The organism is Fibrobacter sp. UWR2 (assembly GCF_002210285.1).
Taxonomy (GTDB): Bacteria; Fibrobacterota; Fibrobacteria; order Fibrobacterales; family Fibrobacteraceae; genus Fibrobacter.
Genome location: NZ_MWQE01000003.1, coordinates 70,918 through 87,832, shown reverse-complemented (window position 1 = coordinate 87,832; position 16,915 = coordinate 70,918). Strand labels below are relative to the sequence as shown.

Sequence of the window (16,915 nt, the reverse complement as noted above, 5' to 3'; positions counted from 1 at the left end):
CAATTACTTCAACGCTTCCTGCACGAGGGCGGAAGCGCGCTTGGCGTCGAAACGGCCCTTGACCTTCGGGGAGAGTTCCTTCATGATCTTGCCCATGTCCTTCGGGCTTGCAGCGCCGGTCGCGGCCTTGATTTCAGCGATGAGGGCCTTGACTTCGTCTTCGGTCATTTCGGCCGGCATGTACTTGCGGTAGAGCGCGATGCAGGATTCCTCGGCAGGAATCTTGTCCATGAAACCGCCCTTCTTGAGGATTTCGATGGCTTCCTGCTTCTGCTTCACGCTGCGGGCAAGCACGTCGACGCACATTTCGTCAGTGATGCTCTCGGTAATCTGCGCGGGGGTGGCCCCCTGCTTCATGGCCTCGTTCTTGATGTCGGAATGGAGGGTACGGAGGGTGCCGAGCGTTTCGGCATCGTGTGCCTTCATGGCTGTCTTGATGTCATCAAGGATCTTTGTAAGGAGTGCACAGCTCATTTTTTTACCCTTTGCGGAACAGTCCGCGGTTGAAAACCTCTAGAAACACGCAATGAGCCACCGGCCATGGACCGACGACTCACGGATTCAGTTGACGCTTATCGTAAACGAACGACGACCAATACTGCCCGGCTAGCCGGGAGCGGTATTAGTAGAGGCGCTTGCGGTTCTGGTCAGCGATTTCCTTAAGACGCTTGCGACGGGCAGCAGTCTCGATGCGCTTCTTTTCTTCGGAAGGCTTTTCAAAGCGCTGGCGCTTCTTGACATCGGAAATGATGCCGTTCTTTTCGCAAGACTTGGTGAAACGCTTGAGAGCGCGTTCGAAAGGTTCGTTGGACTTAACAATAACGCCGATCACGATTATCCTTTGGTTAAATTAGAAATTCGTTTTTTGGATAGCCAAATATATTTATTTGAATAGTTTTCGTCAAGGGGCAGGCAGAACGACGCAAAACCGGCCATTTTCACGACATTTTTTTTATTATAACTTGCTTAACTTCAAATACTTATATATATTTTTACATGTAAAAACCACCTTTTTTCGGCAAAAAACGTTCATTTTTCCGGAGATTTGAATGAAAAAGACATGGTCGCTCACCCTTTGCGTCGCATCTCTTGCAGGAACGCTCCTCTGCAGCTGCGGTGAAAAGGAAGAAATCGTTCCCGAAATGCAAAACAACACGACGGCCCCCGTCGAAAAGAAGGCTGAGCAGGCCCCTGCGTCCGAAGAGCCCGAGCTGGTACCCATCCAGTCGCTTTCCCAGGACACCAAGCAAGAAGAAAAGGCCGAACCCGCCAAGGCCGAAAGCGCCCCCGCGGCAACCGGCAGCATCCAGCAGCAAAGCGAAGGCGCCTTCGTAATCCAGGTGAGCATCCAGCCCTCGAAGAAGGGTGCTGACGCCATCGTGAAGAAACTTGCCGAACAGAACATCAAGGCCTACGTCGCCGAGGTCGAGAACCCGGGCGAACTCGAAGGCACCTACTACCGCGTGCGCGTCGGATTCTTCCCGACCTACGCCGTAGCCCAGGAATACGGAAAGCAGGTCCTCTCGGCACTCAATTTCCAGTGGTGGGTGGACAACAGCAAGAATGACGAAGTGGGTAACCCCGCCGGTGAAGGTGGCGAATCCAGTTCGTACTATGCTCCTCCGCAGGACAATCAGCCCGAACCGGCCCCGGCTCCCGAACCGGAACCCGAGCCAGCACCCGCTCCCGCCCCTGCCCCTGAACCGGAACCCGCTCCGGCTCCGGCTCCAGCACCAGCACCGGCACCTGAACCCGAACCTGCTCCGGCTCCCGCTCCGGCACCAGAGCCCGAACCTGCTCCGGCACCCGCGCCCGCACCTGCTCCGGCTCCTGCCGCACCTCCGGCCCCGCCTGCAGAAGACTTCGTGGACGACTGGGAATAGGCTATTACAGTATAACGAAAGAACTCCGCCAGTGGCGGAGTTCTTTTTTTGACTAAAGACAGAAACTAGAGTTGCAGATCACCGCTTTCGTACCTGCGGTAGGCTTCTTCACACTGTCTATTAAAATCGCGTTCATAATCATCCAAAGAACCTTCGTCGTATTCATAGATATTGATATAGTTCCCGGAGCAAGTGACGTCCACGGAACCATCTTTCCAACCCCGTGCATTATCTTTCTGTTCGCTGCATTCCTCACTCGCATAAGCGCTATTGGCATACCACAATTCCGTCTCAACGCTCACGTAGTCGTAGCCATAGTCATCAACCTGCGCCGTAACCTTCGAGATATAGCTCGCAGAGCCAGAAAGACGTTCGTCCAGAATCACCGTCGAGCCAGAACGCGTCACATCGCACGAAAAGTCTCCGGTTGATTCCGTAGTTTCACAGGCAACCAGGCCGAAAGTCATAGCCAACAGCGCCAAAGCACTTTTACTTTTCATAATTCTTTCTCCTTAGAATTTGATTTTGAAAAAATAGCCTTTTTTCGAAATAGATGTTTTTCTAAATTTGGATTATGCCCACAAAAAAGCCCAAAGTTTTTGTTGTCCACTTAGGATGCGCCAAGAACCAGGTCGACGCGGAGAACCTCGTCGGCGAAATGCTGCACGCAGGCTTTGCGACTTGCGACAGCGCTGCCAAGGCGGACTACATCCTGGTGAACACCTGCGGGTTCATCGAGGCCGCGAAGGAAGAATCCATCAACGCGATTCTCGCACAAATTAACGGCAAGAAGCCCAAGCAGAAACTGATCGTCTCCGGTTGCCTCTCGGGCCGCTATGGTGACGAGCTTATCAAGGAACTGCCCGAGGTGGACTACTGGGTAGGCACGTACAAGCCGGGCGAACTTCTGAAGAAGATGGGAATCGTCGCACCGCAGACCTGCGATGCGGAGAACCTCCCGCGCATGAACCTCGGCGGGTTCAAGCATCACGCCTACCTGAAGATTGCGGAAGGATGCAACCGGCGCTGCGCCTACTGCGCGATTCCACTCATCCGTGGCAAGCAGGTGTCGCGCAGCATCGACGAAATCGTCGAGGAGGCCAAGGGCCTCGAGGCGCAGGGCGTGAAGGAAATTACCCTCATCGCGCAGGACACGACCTACTTCGGGCGCGAGAAGGGCAAGAAGGGCGGCACGCTTGCACAACTTCTGAAGGCGATTCTCGACAACACGAACATCCCGTGGATACGCACGCTCTACTGGTACCCGATGTTCGTGGACGACGAACTTTTAGACCTGATGGCAAGTGAACCGCGCCTCGTGAAGTACGTGGACATGCCTATCCAGCACGCAAGCGACAACGTGCTCAAGAACATGAAGCGCAACTACCGCAAAAAAGAACTTGTCGACATCCTGCACAAGATTCGCGAACGCATTCCAGGAGTTACACTGCGCACGACCGTGCTTGTCGGGTTCCCCGGCGAGACGCACGAAGATTTCGAAGAACTGATGGAACTTTTAGAAGACATCCAGTTCGACCACCTGGGCGGATTCGTGTTCAGCCCCGAAGAGGGCACGCCCGTGATGGAGATGAACCTGCCAGCCGTTGACGAGAGCGAAGCACGCGCAAGGCTTGACGCGGTGACAGGCCTGCAGGAAGAACTCGACGCGGAACGCGCCGAAGCGATGATCGGGAAAAAGGTCCGCGTTATCATCGACCAGATCGCCGAAGAAAGCGAATACCACTTCTACGGGCGCACCGAAGGCAACTCGATGGAGAACGACGACATCGTGAAGGTGCTGGAAGGCGACGCCGACGTGGGTGAATTCTACGATGCGCTGGTGGTGGACGCCGAACCGCACGAACTGATAGTCAAGATAGTCGACTAGTCACTGGACGATACTCCAATGCAGTGAGATGGCGAATCAAGTTCGCCATGACGATGCGGTTTTACTATATTTGCAGGCACAAAACCGGATGGATTCCGCGCACTGCGGGATTGCATTGGCCGGGCCCGTGTATCACAATGGATAGTGTCCCTCCCTCCGAAGGAGGTTATTCCGGTTCGATTCCGGACATGGGTATTAGAGCGCTCCGCACGGAGCGCTTTTCTTGTGCGCTGTTTATCGTTTATCGCGAGCCGTTTATGGTTTACAGCAACAGCATGATGCCATCGACGCCCAGCACCGTAATGCAGGCAACTACGGCAACACCCACGAGGCCACGCCCGAGGAGCGACGCGATAACCGCAGCGATGAGTGCGCACGCACCCGAAAGCATGCTATTCGTGGAATAGAAGATGGCCGGCACCGTCATCGCGGCAAGAACCGTATAGGGCACATACGCGAGGAACGAACGCCAGAAGCGGCTCTTGATCTTGCCCTTCAAAAGGACAAACGGCACCGCGCGCAGCAGGTAGGTGACACCCGCCATCACGAGAAGGAAGAGGCAATAATCATGAACCGTAATCATGCCGATTCCTCCTCATCATCCTTCACCGGGAAGAATGCCGCACCGATGAGCGATGCGACAAGCGCACAGATGATAATCGCAAACCCGACGGTGACACCGCTGAGCGCGGGTACGTACTTGAACGCGAAACTGCAGGCGATAGCAATCAATACGGCGATAAGCGTGGGGCGGTGCGCCTTCATCTGCGGAACGACGATGGCGACAAACATGCCGTACAGCGCCACCCCGAGGGCGTTCGTCACGATGGACGGGAGGATTTCGCCGCAGATGGCGCCGCAGAGCGTACCCGAGGACCACCCGATGTAAGGGAGCACCATGAGGCCCGCAAAATAGCGCGCCGTGACAGGCTCCGTCTGGCTTACCGCAAGCGCATAGATTTCGTCGGTGATGCCCGTAGCGAGAAGCAGGCGCTTGCCCGTACCGAAACTGGGCGCCACCTTCTGCGACAAGGAAATCGCCATCAGGCTATAACGCAGGTTGATAAAGAAAGTCGCGATGGCCATCTCGATAAAGGTACCTGCGGCATCCGCCATAATCTGGAGGCCCGCGAACTGCCCTGCCGAAGTGAGGTTCGTCATCGAGATGAACGTGACCAGCGGCCAGCTCAAAAGTTTCGAGCCCGCAATGCCGAACGAGAACGAGACCGCGAAGTACCCGAGCCCTATCGGCAGTCCGCCTTTTACACCATCTGAAAAAGTCATGCGCAAAATATAGAAAAAATCTATCACCAAATTATGCAAATATGCAAATTTACGCATTTTTATAGAAGGGGCCTGAAAAATCCCCGCCGGGCCATACCGCGACGGGGAAATTTCCGGAGACACCACTCTTTTATTTCACGGTAATCCTCGCCGTGCGCATCTGGCTACGACTTACGACCCGCACCATGTAGGCGCCCTGCGTCAGGTGAGCGAGACTGAAGATCCTGGAGCCATCGAACTGTTCGTCGAAGGTTTCCACCAGGTGGCCAACCATGTCAAACACCTGCACACGAACCATCGAGAAGCCCGGCTGCACAACCGTGAGTTCGTTGGCTGCAAACCCGAACTTGAAACCATTCTGCGCCGTAGCGGCAATCGCCTCGGACTTCGACTCTTTCTTCTTCGCCTTGAACTTGGCCGTATAGGTCACATCCTTCGTCACGTCGGCAATCTTGGCGCTCCAGCCTTCGAAAGTAAACGTAGAGTCCTTGGTATCCTTCTTGCTCGCTTTCGGGACCTTGATGTCGCTGGCCTTGGTGCCATACTCATAGTAGGCAGAATCCAACATCTTGCCTTCGGACACAAACTTTACAAGATACTTGTTTACCGTGCTGTCGAACAAGGCCGTGTAAGTCGCCTCTCCCGTCACGTCGGCCAACTTCTTGTCCCAGGCCTTGAACGTGTAGGTGTACTTGTCGGTAGCGGCCTTCGTGGTTTCGGGAACCTTTAGGCTATCGGCCTTCGTGCCGTAGGCGTACTCTGCAGAGTCAGCCTTGCCAGCAACAACAAACTTCACAATGTACTTGTTCAACGTGCTATCGAACAGAGCCGTGTACGCTGCAGGTCCCGTCACCTCGACGAATTCATTGTCCCAGGCCTTGAAGGTGTAGGTATACTGGGCCGTGACAGCCTTGGCCGGTGTACCTTCGTAACTGGGCATCGAGCCATATTCCCATTCCGCCGTAGCCAGGGTATCAAAGCCGTCAAGGAAGGTCACCGTGTACGCGCGGAGCGTGCTATCCCACACCACCTGGTAAGACACATCTTCTGTCGCAGCGACAACCTCCGGAGTAAACATACCCGTAAAGGTATAGCGATGCGATACAGTAGGCTCTATCTTTTTCGCATAGCTATCGCAGAGATGGCACTTCGGCATGTCGCCTTCAGAAACAAGCAGTTCTTCAATTACGTTTTCACCGTCGACAAAGGTGATGTTGTAGACCGGGAGATTCACGCAACGGACGTTGTCTATTTCGAGCGAGCCTTCCTTTCCGCTTTCGTCCTGGATATCCCAGTCAAACGCCTCAACACGCTTCATCGCATCCATGAGGTTCACCGCCTTCCCCCAGCCGCTCTGCTGCTTCAACTGCGTTGCGACAGGAACCAGTTCGGTCTTCCACACTTCACTTTCCGCCACGCTCTTCATGTGATAGTTGCCGCCAACATCATAGCTGGAGCGAACCCTGAAATTGTGCGCAGCGCCCTTGTAATCGTACTTGATGACTTCGCAAGTCGAAAGGTCACGGGCACTCACGTCGTTCACATTCATCACGGCACGTGCAAACGGAGTTTCAGCCGAATCCTGATTCAGCAGGTACGTCAACTTCGCTGCATTAGACGAATCGTCCGCAAAGGCGCCATACGCAACATTGAACTTGCCGCCATTACCCGCATCGCCGTCAAGCCAGAACTTGCCGTTCCACTCGTTGACACATTCCTCACCATCCTTGCAATTTTCAAAATCTTCAATAACGACGGTTTCGCCTTCCTCCATCTTGTAGATGAGGGAACTGTCGAACACGGCATGGTATGATGTATCTGCAGTCGCTGCAGCAAAGGTCCGATCCCAGCCCTTGAAGTAGTAGGCGAAGTTCTCGCTTTGTTCCCTTGCCGGGGTTCTTCCGGTATACGTAGGCATTTCCCCTTCGGGGAGAATCTGAGTCTTCACGAGCAGTTCGTCACTATAGAACGCAATGACATATCCATCCGGCCTAATGCACTTCAGGTTGTCGATGTAGAGGTATTCTCCCGGAAATTTGGTCTCGAGATTCCAGCGGACACGTACAACCGTACTTGCGTCCAGGTGGTTGGAGCCCCAGCCATAACGGTCCTTCAAATCGCCCGGTTTCACGTGGGCCACGGTAAGTGTATCGCTTGCCGGAATCAACTTATCCTTATCGGTATAGTGCATGTCGTCGTTGCCATCTCCGTCGGAGATCAACACGAACTGGTGGGCGGCACCCTTATATTCGTAGGTATACTCCGTACACGCACCGACGACCCCTACGGGGTAGAGTACTGTAATACCGATATTGTTCGTGCGGCCAAAGAAGCCGATACCGTAATTTGCGCCTTCTTCAGCATTGGCGGAGTCTATAGAGACATATCTGGTAACAGGAACCGTGCTTTCCACCGTGACAATGCTGTCACCTACAATCGTAGTGTCTACTTTGACGATGCTATCCGTCACTTCGAGCAGGTAGATGCTACTGTTTTCGTTACCAACCGTACCCGTCACCTTATCCCAGTCATGGAGGTAATAGCCTAACCCTATTCTCGACGTGTACACCGTATTGAAATCGCCGAGCAGGACTTCTTTTGCAATGCCGACTGAGGCTGCAAGCCCTATGGCCAAGGCCGAGTATACGAGTTTATGCGCCATATAGAACATCTCCCAAGTTGAGTATTAAAAAAAAAGATAACGCCCCTTACAGAGCGTCATCCCATAATTCTTTGTGAAGCACGAACTAGTTTTCGTTGTTGTGCATTTCCATGGTTTCGCGGTCCATCGTGTGCTGCAGGTATTCCTTGAAGTCACGGTCGATGTTCACACCGTCGAAGTCCATATCGTTGTCTTCCAACACGAACACGGCGCTCGGGTTATCGAGCCAGCCAACCACGTCCACGCCATCGAGTTTCATGGACTTGTCACCAGCGAGAGCGGCAACGTATTCGACCTTGGATTTCGGCACCCAGCCCTGGCCGCAGCTACCCTTGACCAGCACATCGGTATCACCGTCCTTAACGATCGTAAGTTCGTCATTGAACCCGGCGGTGCAGACCACGTTTCCACCACCCTTTTCCTTGGTAAGTTCAATGTCACCCAGCTTGGATTTGACCTTGTTCGGAGCGGCAAAGGCGGCTGCGACCATCAAAGCAAGCGTAATAGCGAAAAGCTTTTTCATATAGTTCCTCAAAAGCAAGGTAAAATATTCAACAATGCTATACGAATATACCTTTTATTTTTGCAATCCGTCACAATTTCTTTTAAATTTTTACATCATGAAGAAGATTTTCGCGCTTTTTTTCCTTTTTTTGGCCTTTTCGGCCGCTTTTTGCTATTTCCAGGCTAAAAATCGCATCAATGCGACATCCGAAAACGACAAAATTGTCCTTGTCGAGATACCCAGCGGGCTCCCTTCTTCAAAGCTCGGCAGCCTCCTGAAAGAGAAGGGTATCTGGACCGACGAACTCGCCTACAAGGTATGGAACAAGCTCAAACAGCCCTCCATCCAGAAGGGCTGGTACGAGATCCCGCCGCACCAGACCCTCGACGAAATCGCCGCAATCCTCGGCAGCGGCAAAACCGCCACCCGCAAGGTGACCATACCCGAAGGCCGGGCCTCGTGGGAAATGCCCGCCTACCTGAAAAAGGCCTTCCCCAACATCGACGAAAAGCGCTGGAACGACCTCGTCCAGGACCCGAAGTTCGCCCGCAGTTTGGGCGTCGACGCCAACTCGCTTGAAGGGTACCTGCTCCCCGACACCTATCCGTTCGCCATCGATGCCGACGAGAAGGCCATACTCAGGCAGATGGTCGAGGCCAACCTGAAACTCCGTGACCAGCTGGAGGCCGACCCGAGGCCCTCCAAGTGGAAGACCCTCGGCAGCTGGCACAAGGTGCTCACGCTCGCAAGTGTCGTCGAGGAAGAGACCGGCATCCCAGAAGAACGCCCGCTGATTGCCGGCGTGTTCCATAACAGGCTCGAGATCGGCATGCCGCTCGGAGCAGACCCGACAGTACGCTTTATCTTCAAGAACCTGACCGGCCCCATCTACAAGAGCCAGCTCAACAGCAACAGCCCCTACAACACGCGCAAGTTCAAGGGACTCATGCCCGGCCCGATATCGAACCCGGGGCGAAAGGCAATCGAGGCGACGCTCCACCCCGCCACGACGAAAGCGCTTTACTTTGTTGCAAAGGATGACGGAAGCATGACGCACTTCTTCAGCAACACGCTTGCCGACCACAACAAGTACAAGGATGTCGCCGCTAAGAATCGGGGCGAGTAAAGCTAAAACAGGTCGTAGTTGCCGACGCGGATAAAGAAGTCGTAATCACTGAACTTCTTGAGGTCACCGAAAGTATCGTCGTCCACTATGCGCGATAGCCCAGCATAGACATTGATGGACTTATAGGACAGCCGGAGCGCAGGTTCGAACACGAACTTGTGCTTACCCAGTTGCGAAGCCGGGTTTTCCTCGAAATCGTGCATGTAGGCCGAGAAGAGCCACAGGCCGGTCCCATGGTAGTGCAGCCCACCCGAAAGGCGCAGCAGGCCGTACTGGTGTGACGACAAATCCGCATCGATCCATTCCGTGCGCCACGGGGTCGCCCGGACTCTCGGGCGAATCGCATTGTCGAGTGCAGATATCTCGAAGGATTCCGGGTACACATAGCCGAATCCGTCCTTGTGGTACCTGTCCATCGCGAACGCGGCAGAGGCGGTCAACGCGACAAACGGTTTCGGCGAAAGCGAATACTGCACGTCGGCATACATCGTTATGAACGTCGGGATGATTTCATCGAAGCCGAAATCGAACCCGATGGAGGTAAGCCCGAGTTCCATGTGCGCAGAGACGCCATCACGGGAGAACCACGGATCGCCATCACCCGAGAGGAATTCGGCTCGCACCTTCTGCGATGCGGGATACACGTCGTACGCGTCTTTCTGGTAGATGCGGCCCTCCACCTCGTATGTCCTGTCGGCAAAGAGGAATTCCGCAGAGACATTCAGGTGAGCGTCCAGCTTGTAGTAGAGCGAGATAGAGATATCGCTCTTCTGTTCCTCGTAAATTCGCAGGTAGGCAGGGATCTCATCCATATACGATTTCAGCGGACGCAGGTGCATCCAGTCGAAGGCAACGGCAAGTCCCCAATTCTTGCTCCAGAGTCGGTCAATCGAAAGGCGCGGAGTGAAGCCGAAAGAGTTCCCGCCGTAAAAGCCCGCAAGCGTCAGCGCGATCTCCATTTGGTCGATATAGTAGAACGAGAGTTCGGCATAGGCGTTCGGGCCCAGCACATTCGAGCCGAAGCCACCCGCGGCGATATCGAATGTCGGTTCGATATTTGCGTCCACGAGCACGTCGCCATCGTGGAGCATGTTGAACGAGACCGAATCGCACGAAGGGAACTGCGACAGGCCGTAAGCAAAATTGGCGGGAGCAACCAGCCCCGTATCGGAGGCGTTCCAGTAGGACTTTACCGGATTGTGGGATTCCGAAGGGAGGCTGTCATATGTCGGCTTGAACTTGAACCAAGGAACAGAAGGCACGCGGCCCGACACGTAGTCAACATCGCGCTTGCCAAGGGACGTCATCTGCGAGACCTTCGATTCCAGCGCCGAGAAGCCGGCCTGTATCCAACCGTTACGCGAAGAGTCCGCAACCGTATGCGGGCGCACAATAAGGCCGGGTTGAGACCCGAGATGTTTGAGGACCCCTTCCCGAATGACGCGTTTCCATGCAGGCCCGCGGTATTCGCCGCGCAGCGGATCAGAGACTACGATGATGGCAAGTTCGTCCGGAGAATCTTCGGCAGGAAGCGCAAGGTTCGGGCAGAGTTCACCCGAGGCACGCTCCCCCGAAGGAGCGTTCGAAACGGGAATGTTCGACATGACGTTTTCGTAGGAACTGCCTACCACGCCATCGCAGCCTAGAACCGAGAAGGGAATGCGGAATTTTTCCTTGTGGCGCAAGAGCGATTCCTGCAGACGCAAGAACGCAAGGGACGATTCTATGGATGCCGTATCCGGAGAAAGCTTCTTTAGACGACGGTGCAGCGAGCCCGAGGAATCCACGTGGATAGAAAAGCGCTGGCGAAGGCTCGGGACACCTGTCTCCGAAACCGGAACCGCAAAGCGGGAATCATCCACGGGTTTATCCCCGTCAGCGGCCAGTACCGCATCCATATCGGAATTGAGAAGGATACGCTGGATATCGTCGGGAGAAACGCCCCTCGCCCACAGCGAACCGATGTAGGCTCCCCACGATGTTCCGACGACAGAATCGACGGGTACGGAATACGTCTCGATGGCATAGAGGACACCCAGATGGAACCACAGGGAATTCTCGCCGCCGCCAAGATACAGCACCGACTTTTTCGTAGACGGCAACGAAACCGAAGCTACAGCAGAATCAAGTGCGGAAGGGGACTGCACGACACTATCGGAAGGGGCTTGCACAGAATCCTGGACGACAGCAGAATCCGGCACGGCAGAAAGACTCTGCAACATGTCCAAGGCATTTTCCTGCGCAGGCTCCGCATGCAACACCGAAAAGGCCGCCAGGACGGCAGCCAAAAAGAACAAGCGCGAAGGGCTAGTCAAAGCGAACCGTACTAGAAACATACCTCTCCGCTTCTTCACGGGCCACATAGCCGGACTTCACAAGTTCCACAAGGCAATCATCCATGAGCATCATGCCTTCCGAGGCCGACGCCGCAATGATGGACGCGAGCTTGAAGAACTCTCCACTACGGATAAGCGTAGACGCATTCTGCGTGTTGAACAAAACTTCCCATGCGGGAACGGCACCACTGCCTTCGGCAGCACCAGGCAACAGGCGCTGCACCACGACCGACTTGAGGTAGGCGGCAAGCATGGTGCGGCAAAGATCGCGGTCCTGAGCAGGGACAGACGAAAGGAGAGAATCCAGTACGCCCGCAGAATTGCCCGCGGTAACGCAGCAAACCACCAGGGCGCCCGCCTCGGCGGCACGCAACATCGGGAGGAGAGCATCACCCTTGAAATCGCCCAGCCAGATAAGGTCGCAGCCACTGCGAAGCGCCTGCGACATGCGGGCTTCCACCGACCCAACAGAATCCTTGAGCACGAGGCTGTTCCCGACCGTAATCGGGATTTCCGCATTTGCATCAAGAAGGCTCACGCGCATAACCCGTGATTCGCACAGGGCCTTGACATATGCCGACGCCGTCGTCGTCTTGCCGGAGCACGCGGGGCCAGCAAAGACGACAAGGCCGGAACTCAGCCCCTGAAGACCCATGACAGAAGCGGGAGCGCCAAGGGAATCAAATGACGGACATTCCGCAATCAGCGGGCGGAACACGGCAGCATTGCCAAGCGCCTCGCGAAAATAGCGGACGCGCCACTTGACGCCAGCCCAAGGGCCGCAAAGCATGGAACCGTCGTCGCCCTCCATCGAGCCGAGGAACTCACGCAGCGCACCAAATTCAACAGCGGGAGCATCCGGCACGGCACACACCTTGCCGGCAAGGCGAACAGCGGACGGGGCTCCCTCGGTGACAATCAGTTCGCTGCCACCGACGTTCATCACATATTCCAAAAGGGATTCTATTTCTGTAGCCATCGAAACACCTCCTTATGCCGGCCTGTATGCCGCAAAGCGACGGCTGTCGTACGCGCGCTTCCAGGCTTCCGCGCCATCGATATAACCGGATTCCACGCACTTCTGCAGGGAATCGTCAAGTGTCACGCCCTGGTCCTTCTGGCTGCTAATCGCGGCCACCAGCTGCGAGATATCGCAACGACGGATCATGTTCGCAACAGTCGACGTCACGCGCATGGCCTCGACAGCAAGCACCAGGCCCTGGTTCTGCACCACGGGAATCAGGTGCTGCACGATGACGCCCTTCAGCTGGTCGGCAAGCGTGCAGGCAAAAGCACTGCGGTTAGTCTCGGGCACGGACATCAGCAGTTTGGAAATGAGCGCATGGATATTGTTGCCGCCGGTTACCGCAAACACGAGCGCGCCGGCATTTGCCGCCTGCAAGAGCAGGTTCAGTTCTTCCATGGATTCCAGGTGGTCAAAGCAGATTACGTCGGCACCGTCACGGATGGCAAGTTCGATGCCCGCAATTCCGCTCTTCACGTGAAGGCCGACTTCCTTCTGCGCAATCGCACCGTTCGGGTTCTTGAGCAAGCGCTCGATAGGGCGCTCGATAGTATGGATATAGCACGGACGGCTTGCCGCAATCATCTCGGCAAATGTCGTGACGGTCGTAGAGCGGCCGCTCGTCGAGGGGCCCGCAACAAGCACAAGGCCACTCGGCAGGTTCGCAAACGACTGGCAGAACTGCGGTAGGAACAAATTGTCAAACGAGACGGACTCGTTCTGGATAACGCGTATCGAGACACTCGGGTTGACATCGTCCCACGTGACAGAAATGCGCGCGCGGCCCACGCCGGGAAGGCCGAAGGTCTTGCTGAAATTCTTGCCCGCAACAACCTTGTACCCATCGGCAAAACCCTCGGCGGCTTCTGCCAGAAGTTCCGCGACACGCGTCTTGTCGAGCGCCTGCTCGGTCGCCGGGAATATCGCACCGGACTGGCGCATCATTATCTGGCGGTCGGCAAAAAGATAGATGTCCGTAGCCCCGAACTTGCGGGCGAACGCGATGACCTTCTTCAGGTTCATTGTCGGCAACAGCGTCTCGGGCGCCATGACTTCGGAGCCTTCGCCCGATACAATCGCAAAGCGCGAAGGCAGTTCGCCGTTTTCAACATCGGCCTCTTCCGCATCGCTTTCCGTAGAGATGCCGATGCTCGAGATGCTTGTCGTCTCGAGGCCCGAAACCTTCTCGACAACCATGTTCGAGGAGGAGGATTCGCCATAGATGTTGTTGCCCTCGATCTGGAGCGCGGGCTCCGATTCCGGTTCGGGAGCCGGCGCGGCGGGTTTCGCCTGCACGGCGGGCTTTGCCGGAGCTACAGGAGCCGCAGCGGGCGCAGCCGGCTGGGCAGCGGGCCTTGCAGGAGCAGCTGCTGCATTTTTAGCCTCGAGGTTTTTAACGAAGGCAAGTACCTTCTCGTACATCGCCTGCTGTAGCAGGCCGGCCCTCACGAGCACCAGGCCAATATCAACCTGGTCATTCGCCTCGGCCCAATGCGCATCAATCTGGTCCTGCGACACCACCTTGTTGTGGACCAGGACCTTCGCCATATACTGGTTTCTCATAGGAAATCCCTCCGGCTAAACCACCAGCTAGCAATCGCGAGGAAAACTCCCACATAACCGACTGCATAGACGGTGTTCCAGAACAAGTACATATCCGGGAGCGCGACACCGTGCACCACATAGCTTGTCACGTTGTAACGGTAGAGTCCCGGGAAAATCGCATGGATCACAACCGCAGCCTTCTCGAACAGCGCGGTTGAAGTACCGCCCATCTCGCCCATACGGCTTGCGAACCGCACCTGTTCCAAAAGCTGGTTACTCAGGTGGCCCGCAAAGTAGACTCCGAGCGTAAACAGAGCCGAGAGCACCGTGCTACTGAAACTGCTGAACAGGAGCGCCACCGCGATAATTACGGCCATCTCGCAGAAGATGAGGTAAATGGCGGTGAGCAAGTTCGCCGTCGGGTCGGCGTTGATGATGAACAGCATCGCATAGAAAATGCACGTGAGGATGGTAAGGTGGACCGCCACCACGGCCAGAAGGCCGAAATACTTACCCACGATAAACGTCACACGGCTAATCGGCTTCGAGAGCAGTGTGAGCACGGTACGGCGCTGGATTTCCTTCTGCACTAGGCTGATACCCACGAAGATGGAAATCAGGAGGCCCGAAAGGCTCATCACCGAAAGTGTTGTCGACTTGATCACGTAGGCGCGGTCGAATACCGACCATTCACCAAGCACGATACTGAAAAGCGTAAGCGCAATCGCGAGGAACACGATGTTGTAGAGGATCTTGTCACGGATCGATTCGCGGAACGTATTGTGCGCAATAATTGCAATATGCTTAAGCGTCTGCACGGGCAATTTCCTCCGTCAAAATGTCTTCAAGGCTCGGACGCTTGTGGTCCATCTTCTCGACAGCGATTCCATTAGAGAGGCAGTAGCCGAGCAACCTGTCGCGGGCGGCATCGTCTTCGCATACGAATTCCATCGGATGCCCTGCAAGCGAAATTCCCTGAGGCAGGTCGCTCTCGAGAATCGCCTTGCGCGTACGCACGTGGTACTCTACGCCGCAGGATTCCGTTATCTCGTCGACCGTCCCTTCGCGAACAATCTTGCCATCCACGATCATCGCGACCTTGTGGCTAATGCTTTCCACGTCGCTGAGCAGGTGGCTTGAATAGAAAATGGTCACGCCATCGCGGTTGAGTTCCATGATGGCTTCGCGCACGTCGCGGCGTCCCATCGGGTCGAGTCCGCTCATCGGTTCGTCGAGAATCAGCAGTTTCGGCTTGGAGAGAATCGCCTGCGCAATCCCCACACGCTGCATCATGCCCTTGGAGTACGAACGCAGGCGGCGATCGATCCAGTCCTTGTTCGCATGCAGCAGGTCGAGCGCCCAGCCGATACGTTTGTCCAGTTCCGCACCGTCGAGCCCGACGAGCTTGCCGTAAAAACGCAGCAGTTCGCGGCCAGTGAGGTAATCGTAAAAATACGGCTGCTCCGGAGAATAGCCTATGAAGCGGCGGCTCTTCACGTCGCGCGGGCTGATGCCGTTCACCAACACCGTGCCCGATTCATAGTTCAACAGGCCCGTCAGCACCTTGATGGTCGTAGACTTGCCCGCACCATTGGGGCCGATAAAACCATACACCTGGCCCGGTTCCACACTGAAACTCACATCCTTGAGCGCAAGCTTCGGCTTCATCAAGAAACCGCTGCGGTAAGTCTTGTGCAGATGTTCAATCTTTATCATCAGATCACTCATAATTCACCTATGCGTCCTTGCCATCTTCCTTGGCAGAACTCTGGAAGGCACGTTCCTCAGCCTCTTCAATCTCTTCGCGGCGGCGATCGGCGCGACGTTTCTTGTTCACAAAGAAATAGATGAGTGCGCCAGCAACATAAATCACGATGCCCGCGTAACAGACCGGATTGAGGGAATAGCCTTCGAGTCCGGGGAATGTATTGTAAATCAGGTTGTGCCCGAAGCCCGAAAGGCCAAGGACAATCAGGGCGAGGCCCAGCACGCGGAGCACGAAAGTCGTAATAATCAGTTTTTGCATATATACCTCAAAAACCGCACCTCGCGGTGCAGCGTCTTTTTTATGAAAAATACACAATTACGGGCGAAAAAGAACGCCCGCCTTGCAGGAAAAATGCAAAAAAGGTGGGTATCTACTTGATGCGGTCGCCGCAGAATTCCTGACGGCCGCATTTTTTGCAGTGCGAGCCCATCCAGAGCGTATCGAACTGCTCGATGGCAGGCTCGACAAGTGCAGGATCGTTCGTGAGGATACCCGCCTCGAAATTGCGGCGCAGGGAACTCTTCATGCCGATGCCCGCACCCGTGAGGTTCGCAGACCCGATGTAGGCCGTCTCCAGGTCGAAAATCATCATCTTGAAATGCACCCGCGGGCACATCACGCGTTCCAGGTCGGTTGCGAGAATCTTGAACCGGTCAAAATCTTCACGGAAGTTCGGGCCAGGTTCCTTCGCATGAATTAAGCGCACGCCCACCCCGCGTTTCAAGAGGCCGGCAATTTGCCCCAGCAGGGGAATCGCGTCGCCATCCTGCTTCACATAGACATCCTTGATATCGGCGGTACCGATCCACAGCGTATTGCGGACCTTCGCGATGCGCGAAATCACCTCGGAGTAGTGTTCCTCGTTCTGGATGTACTTCGTGAATGTGGACATAG

General features: G+C 55.4%; 17 protein-coding genes and 1 tRNA gene. 4 read left to right on the top strand and 14 right to left on the bottom strand.

Annotation, left to right across the window (positions count from 1 at the left end):
* Nucleotides 1-3: 3 nt before the first annotated feature.
* Nucleotides 4-474: a GatB/YqeY domain-containing protein gene (locus tag B7994_RS06295; protein ID WP_088637622.1), complete on the bottom strand. Its 471-nt coding sequence runs from the start codon at nt 472-474 to the stop codon at nt 4-6.
* Nucleotides 475-622: 148 nt separating this feature from the next.
* Nucleotides 623-832, bottom strand: coding sequence for a 30S ribosomal protein S21 (rpsU, locus tag B7994_RS06290; RefSeq protein WP_014546541.1), 210 nt, complete (start codon nt 830-832; stop codon nt 623-625).
* Between the two features lie 217 nt (nt 833-1,049).
* Here rpsU and B7994_RS14165 point away from each other — a divergent pair, with 217 nt between their 5' ends.
* On the top strand, nt 1,050-1,883 hold the full coding sequence (locus tag B7994_RS14165) for an SPOR domain-containing protein (protein WP_198957831.1): 834 nt from the start codon (nt 1,050-1,052) through the stop codon (nt 1,881-1,883).
* Nucleotides 1,884-1,948: 65 nt separating this feature from the next.
* Here B7994_RS14165 and B7994_RS06275 read toward each other — a convergent pair whose 3' ends face one another.
* Complete coding sequence (locus B7994_RS06275) at nt 1,949-2,383, bottom strand: hypothetical protein (RefSeq protein WP_144063777.1); 435 nt, start codon at nt 2,381-2,383, stop codon at nt 1,949-1,951.
* A 74-nt stretch (nt 2,384-2,457) separates the two neighbouring features.
* Between B7994_RS06275 and rimO the strand changes: the two genes are divergently transcribed.
* Both rimO and B7994_RS06265 read left to right on the top strand, forming a co-directional pair.
* Complete coding sequence (rimO, locus tag B7994_RS06270; RefSeq protein WP_088637620.1) at nt 2,458-3,771, top strand: 30S ribosomal protein S12 methylthiotransferase RimO; 1,314 nt, start codon at nt 2,458-2,460, stop codon at nt 3,769-3,771.
* A 123-nt stretch (nt 3,772-3,894) separates the two neighbouring features.
* Nucleotides 3,895-3,966: transfer RNA gene (locus B7994_RS06265), tRNA-Arg, on the top strand.
* 67 nt (nt 3,967-4,033) lie between these two features.
* On the opposite strand, the gene B7994_RS06260 is transcribed toward B7994_RS06265, so the two are convergent.
* The 4 genes from B7994_RS06260 to B7994_RS06245 all read right to left on the bottom strand — a co-directional run bounded on the left by B7994_RS06260 (nt 4,034) and on the right by B7994_RS06245 (nt 8,240).
* A complete protein-coding gene (locus B7994_RS06260) occupies nt 4,034-4,354 on the bottom strand; it encodes an AzlD domain-containing protein (protein ID WP_088637619.1) in 321 nt (106 codons plus the stop codon).
* Nucleotides 4,351-5,055 carry an AzlC family ABC transporter permease gene (locus tag B7994_RS06255; RefSeq protein WP_088637798.1) on the bottom strand — a complete coding sequence of 235 codons (705 nt, stop codon included), beginning with the start codon at nt 5,053-5,055 and terminating at the stop codon, nt 4,351-4,353. Before B7994_RS06255 ends, B7994_RS06260 begins: the two co-directional genes overlap by 4 nt.
* Before the next feature lie 130 nt (nt 5,056-5,185).
* Nucleotides 5,186-7,717 (bottom strand): T9SS type A sorting domain-containing protein, encoded by a 2,532-nt coding sequence (locus tag B7994_RS06250; RefSeq protein ID WP_158213094.1) that lies wholly within the window; start codon nt 7,715-7,717, stop codon nt 5,186-5,188.
* An 85-nt stretch (nt 7,718-7,802) separates the two neighbouring features.
* Complete coding sequence (locus B7994_RS06245; protein ID WP_088637617.1) at nt 7,803-8,240, bottom strand: hypothetical protein; 438 nt, start codon at nt 8,238-8,240, stop codon at nt 7,803-7,805.
* A gap of 97 nt (nt 8,241-8,337) precedes the next feature.
* Between B7994_RS06245 and mltG the strand changes: the two genes are divergently transcribed.
* Nucleotides 8,338-9,348 carry an endolytic transglycosylase MltG gene (mltG, locus tag B7994_RS06240; protein ID WP_233143084.1) on the top strand — a complete coding sequence of 337 codons (1,011 nt, stop codon included), beginning with the start codon at nt 8,338-8,340 and terminating at the stop codon, nt 9,346-9,348.
* A 2-nt stretch (nt 9,349-9,350) separates the two neighbouring features.
* On the opposite strand, the gene B7994_RS06235 is transcribed toward mltG, so the two are convergent.
* From B7994_RS06235 to B7994_RS06205, 7 genes are all read right to left on the bottom strand, one after another.
* Nucleotides 9,351-11,684 (bottom strand): patatin-like phospholipase family protein, encoded by a 2,334-nt coding sequence (locus B7994_RS06235; RefSeq protein WP_158213093.1) that lies wholly within the window; start codon nt 11,682-11,684, stop codon nt 9,351-9,353.
* On the bottom strand, nt 11,656-12,663 hold the full coding sequence (locus tag B7994_RS06230; RefSeq protein WP_088637614.1) for an ATPase, T2SS/T4P/T4SS family: 1,008 nt from the start codon (nt 12,661-12,663) through the stop codon (nt 11,656-11,658). The genes B7994_RS06235 and B7994_RS06230 overlap by 29 nt, the downstream gene beginning before the upstream one ends.
* 12 nt (nt 12,664-12,675) lie before the next feature.
* Nucleotides 12,676-14,271: a type IV pilus twitching motility protein PilT gene (locus B7994_RS06225; RefSeq protein ID WP_144063775.1), complete on the bottom strand. Its 1,596-nt coding sequence runs from the start codon at nt 14,269-14,271 to the stop codon at nt 12,676-12,678.
* Complete coding sequence (locus B7994_RS06220) at nt 14,268-15,071, bottom strand: ABC transporter permease (RefSeq protein ID WP_088637797.1); 804 nt, start codon at nt 15,069-15,071, stop codon at nt 14,268-14,270. The genes B7994_RS06225 and B7994_RS06220 overlap by 4 nt, the downstream gene beginning before the upstream one ends.
* Entirely contained in the window at nt 15,058-15,969 is a 912-nt protein-coding gene (locus B7994_RS06215; RefSeq protein ID WP_088637796.1) for an ABC transporter ATP-binding protein, read from the bottom strand. Before B7994_RS06215 ends, B7994_RS06220 begins: the two co-directional genes overlap by 14 nt.
* A 19-nt stretch (nt 15,970-15,988) precedes the next feature.
* Nucleotides 15,989-16,279, bottom strand: a complete 291-nt coding sequence (locus tag B7994_RS06210) for a hypothetical protein (RefSeq protein ID WP_088637612.1) — start codon at nt 16,277-16,279, stop codon at nt 15,989-15,991.
* A gap of 112 nt (nt 16,280-16,391) precedes the next feature.
* Entirely contained in the window at nt 16,392-16,913 is a 522-nt protein-coding gene (locus tag B7994_RS06205) for a phospholipase D-like domain-containing protein (protein ID WP_088637611.1), read from the bottom strand.
* Between the last annotated feature and the right edge of the window lie 2 nt (nt 16,914-16,915).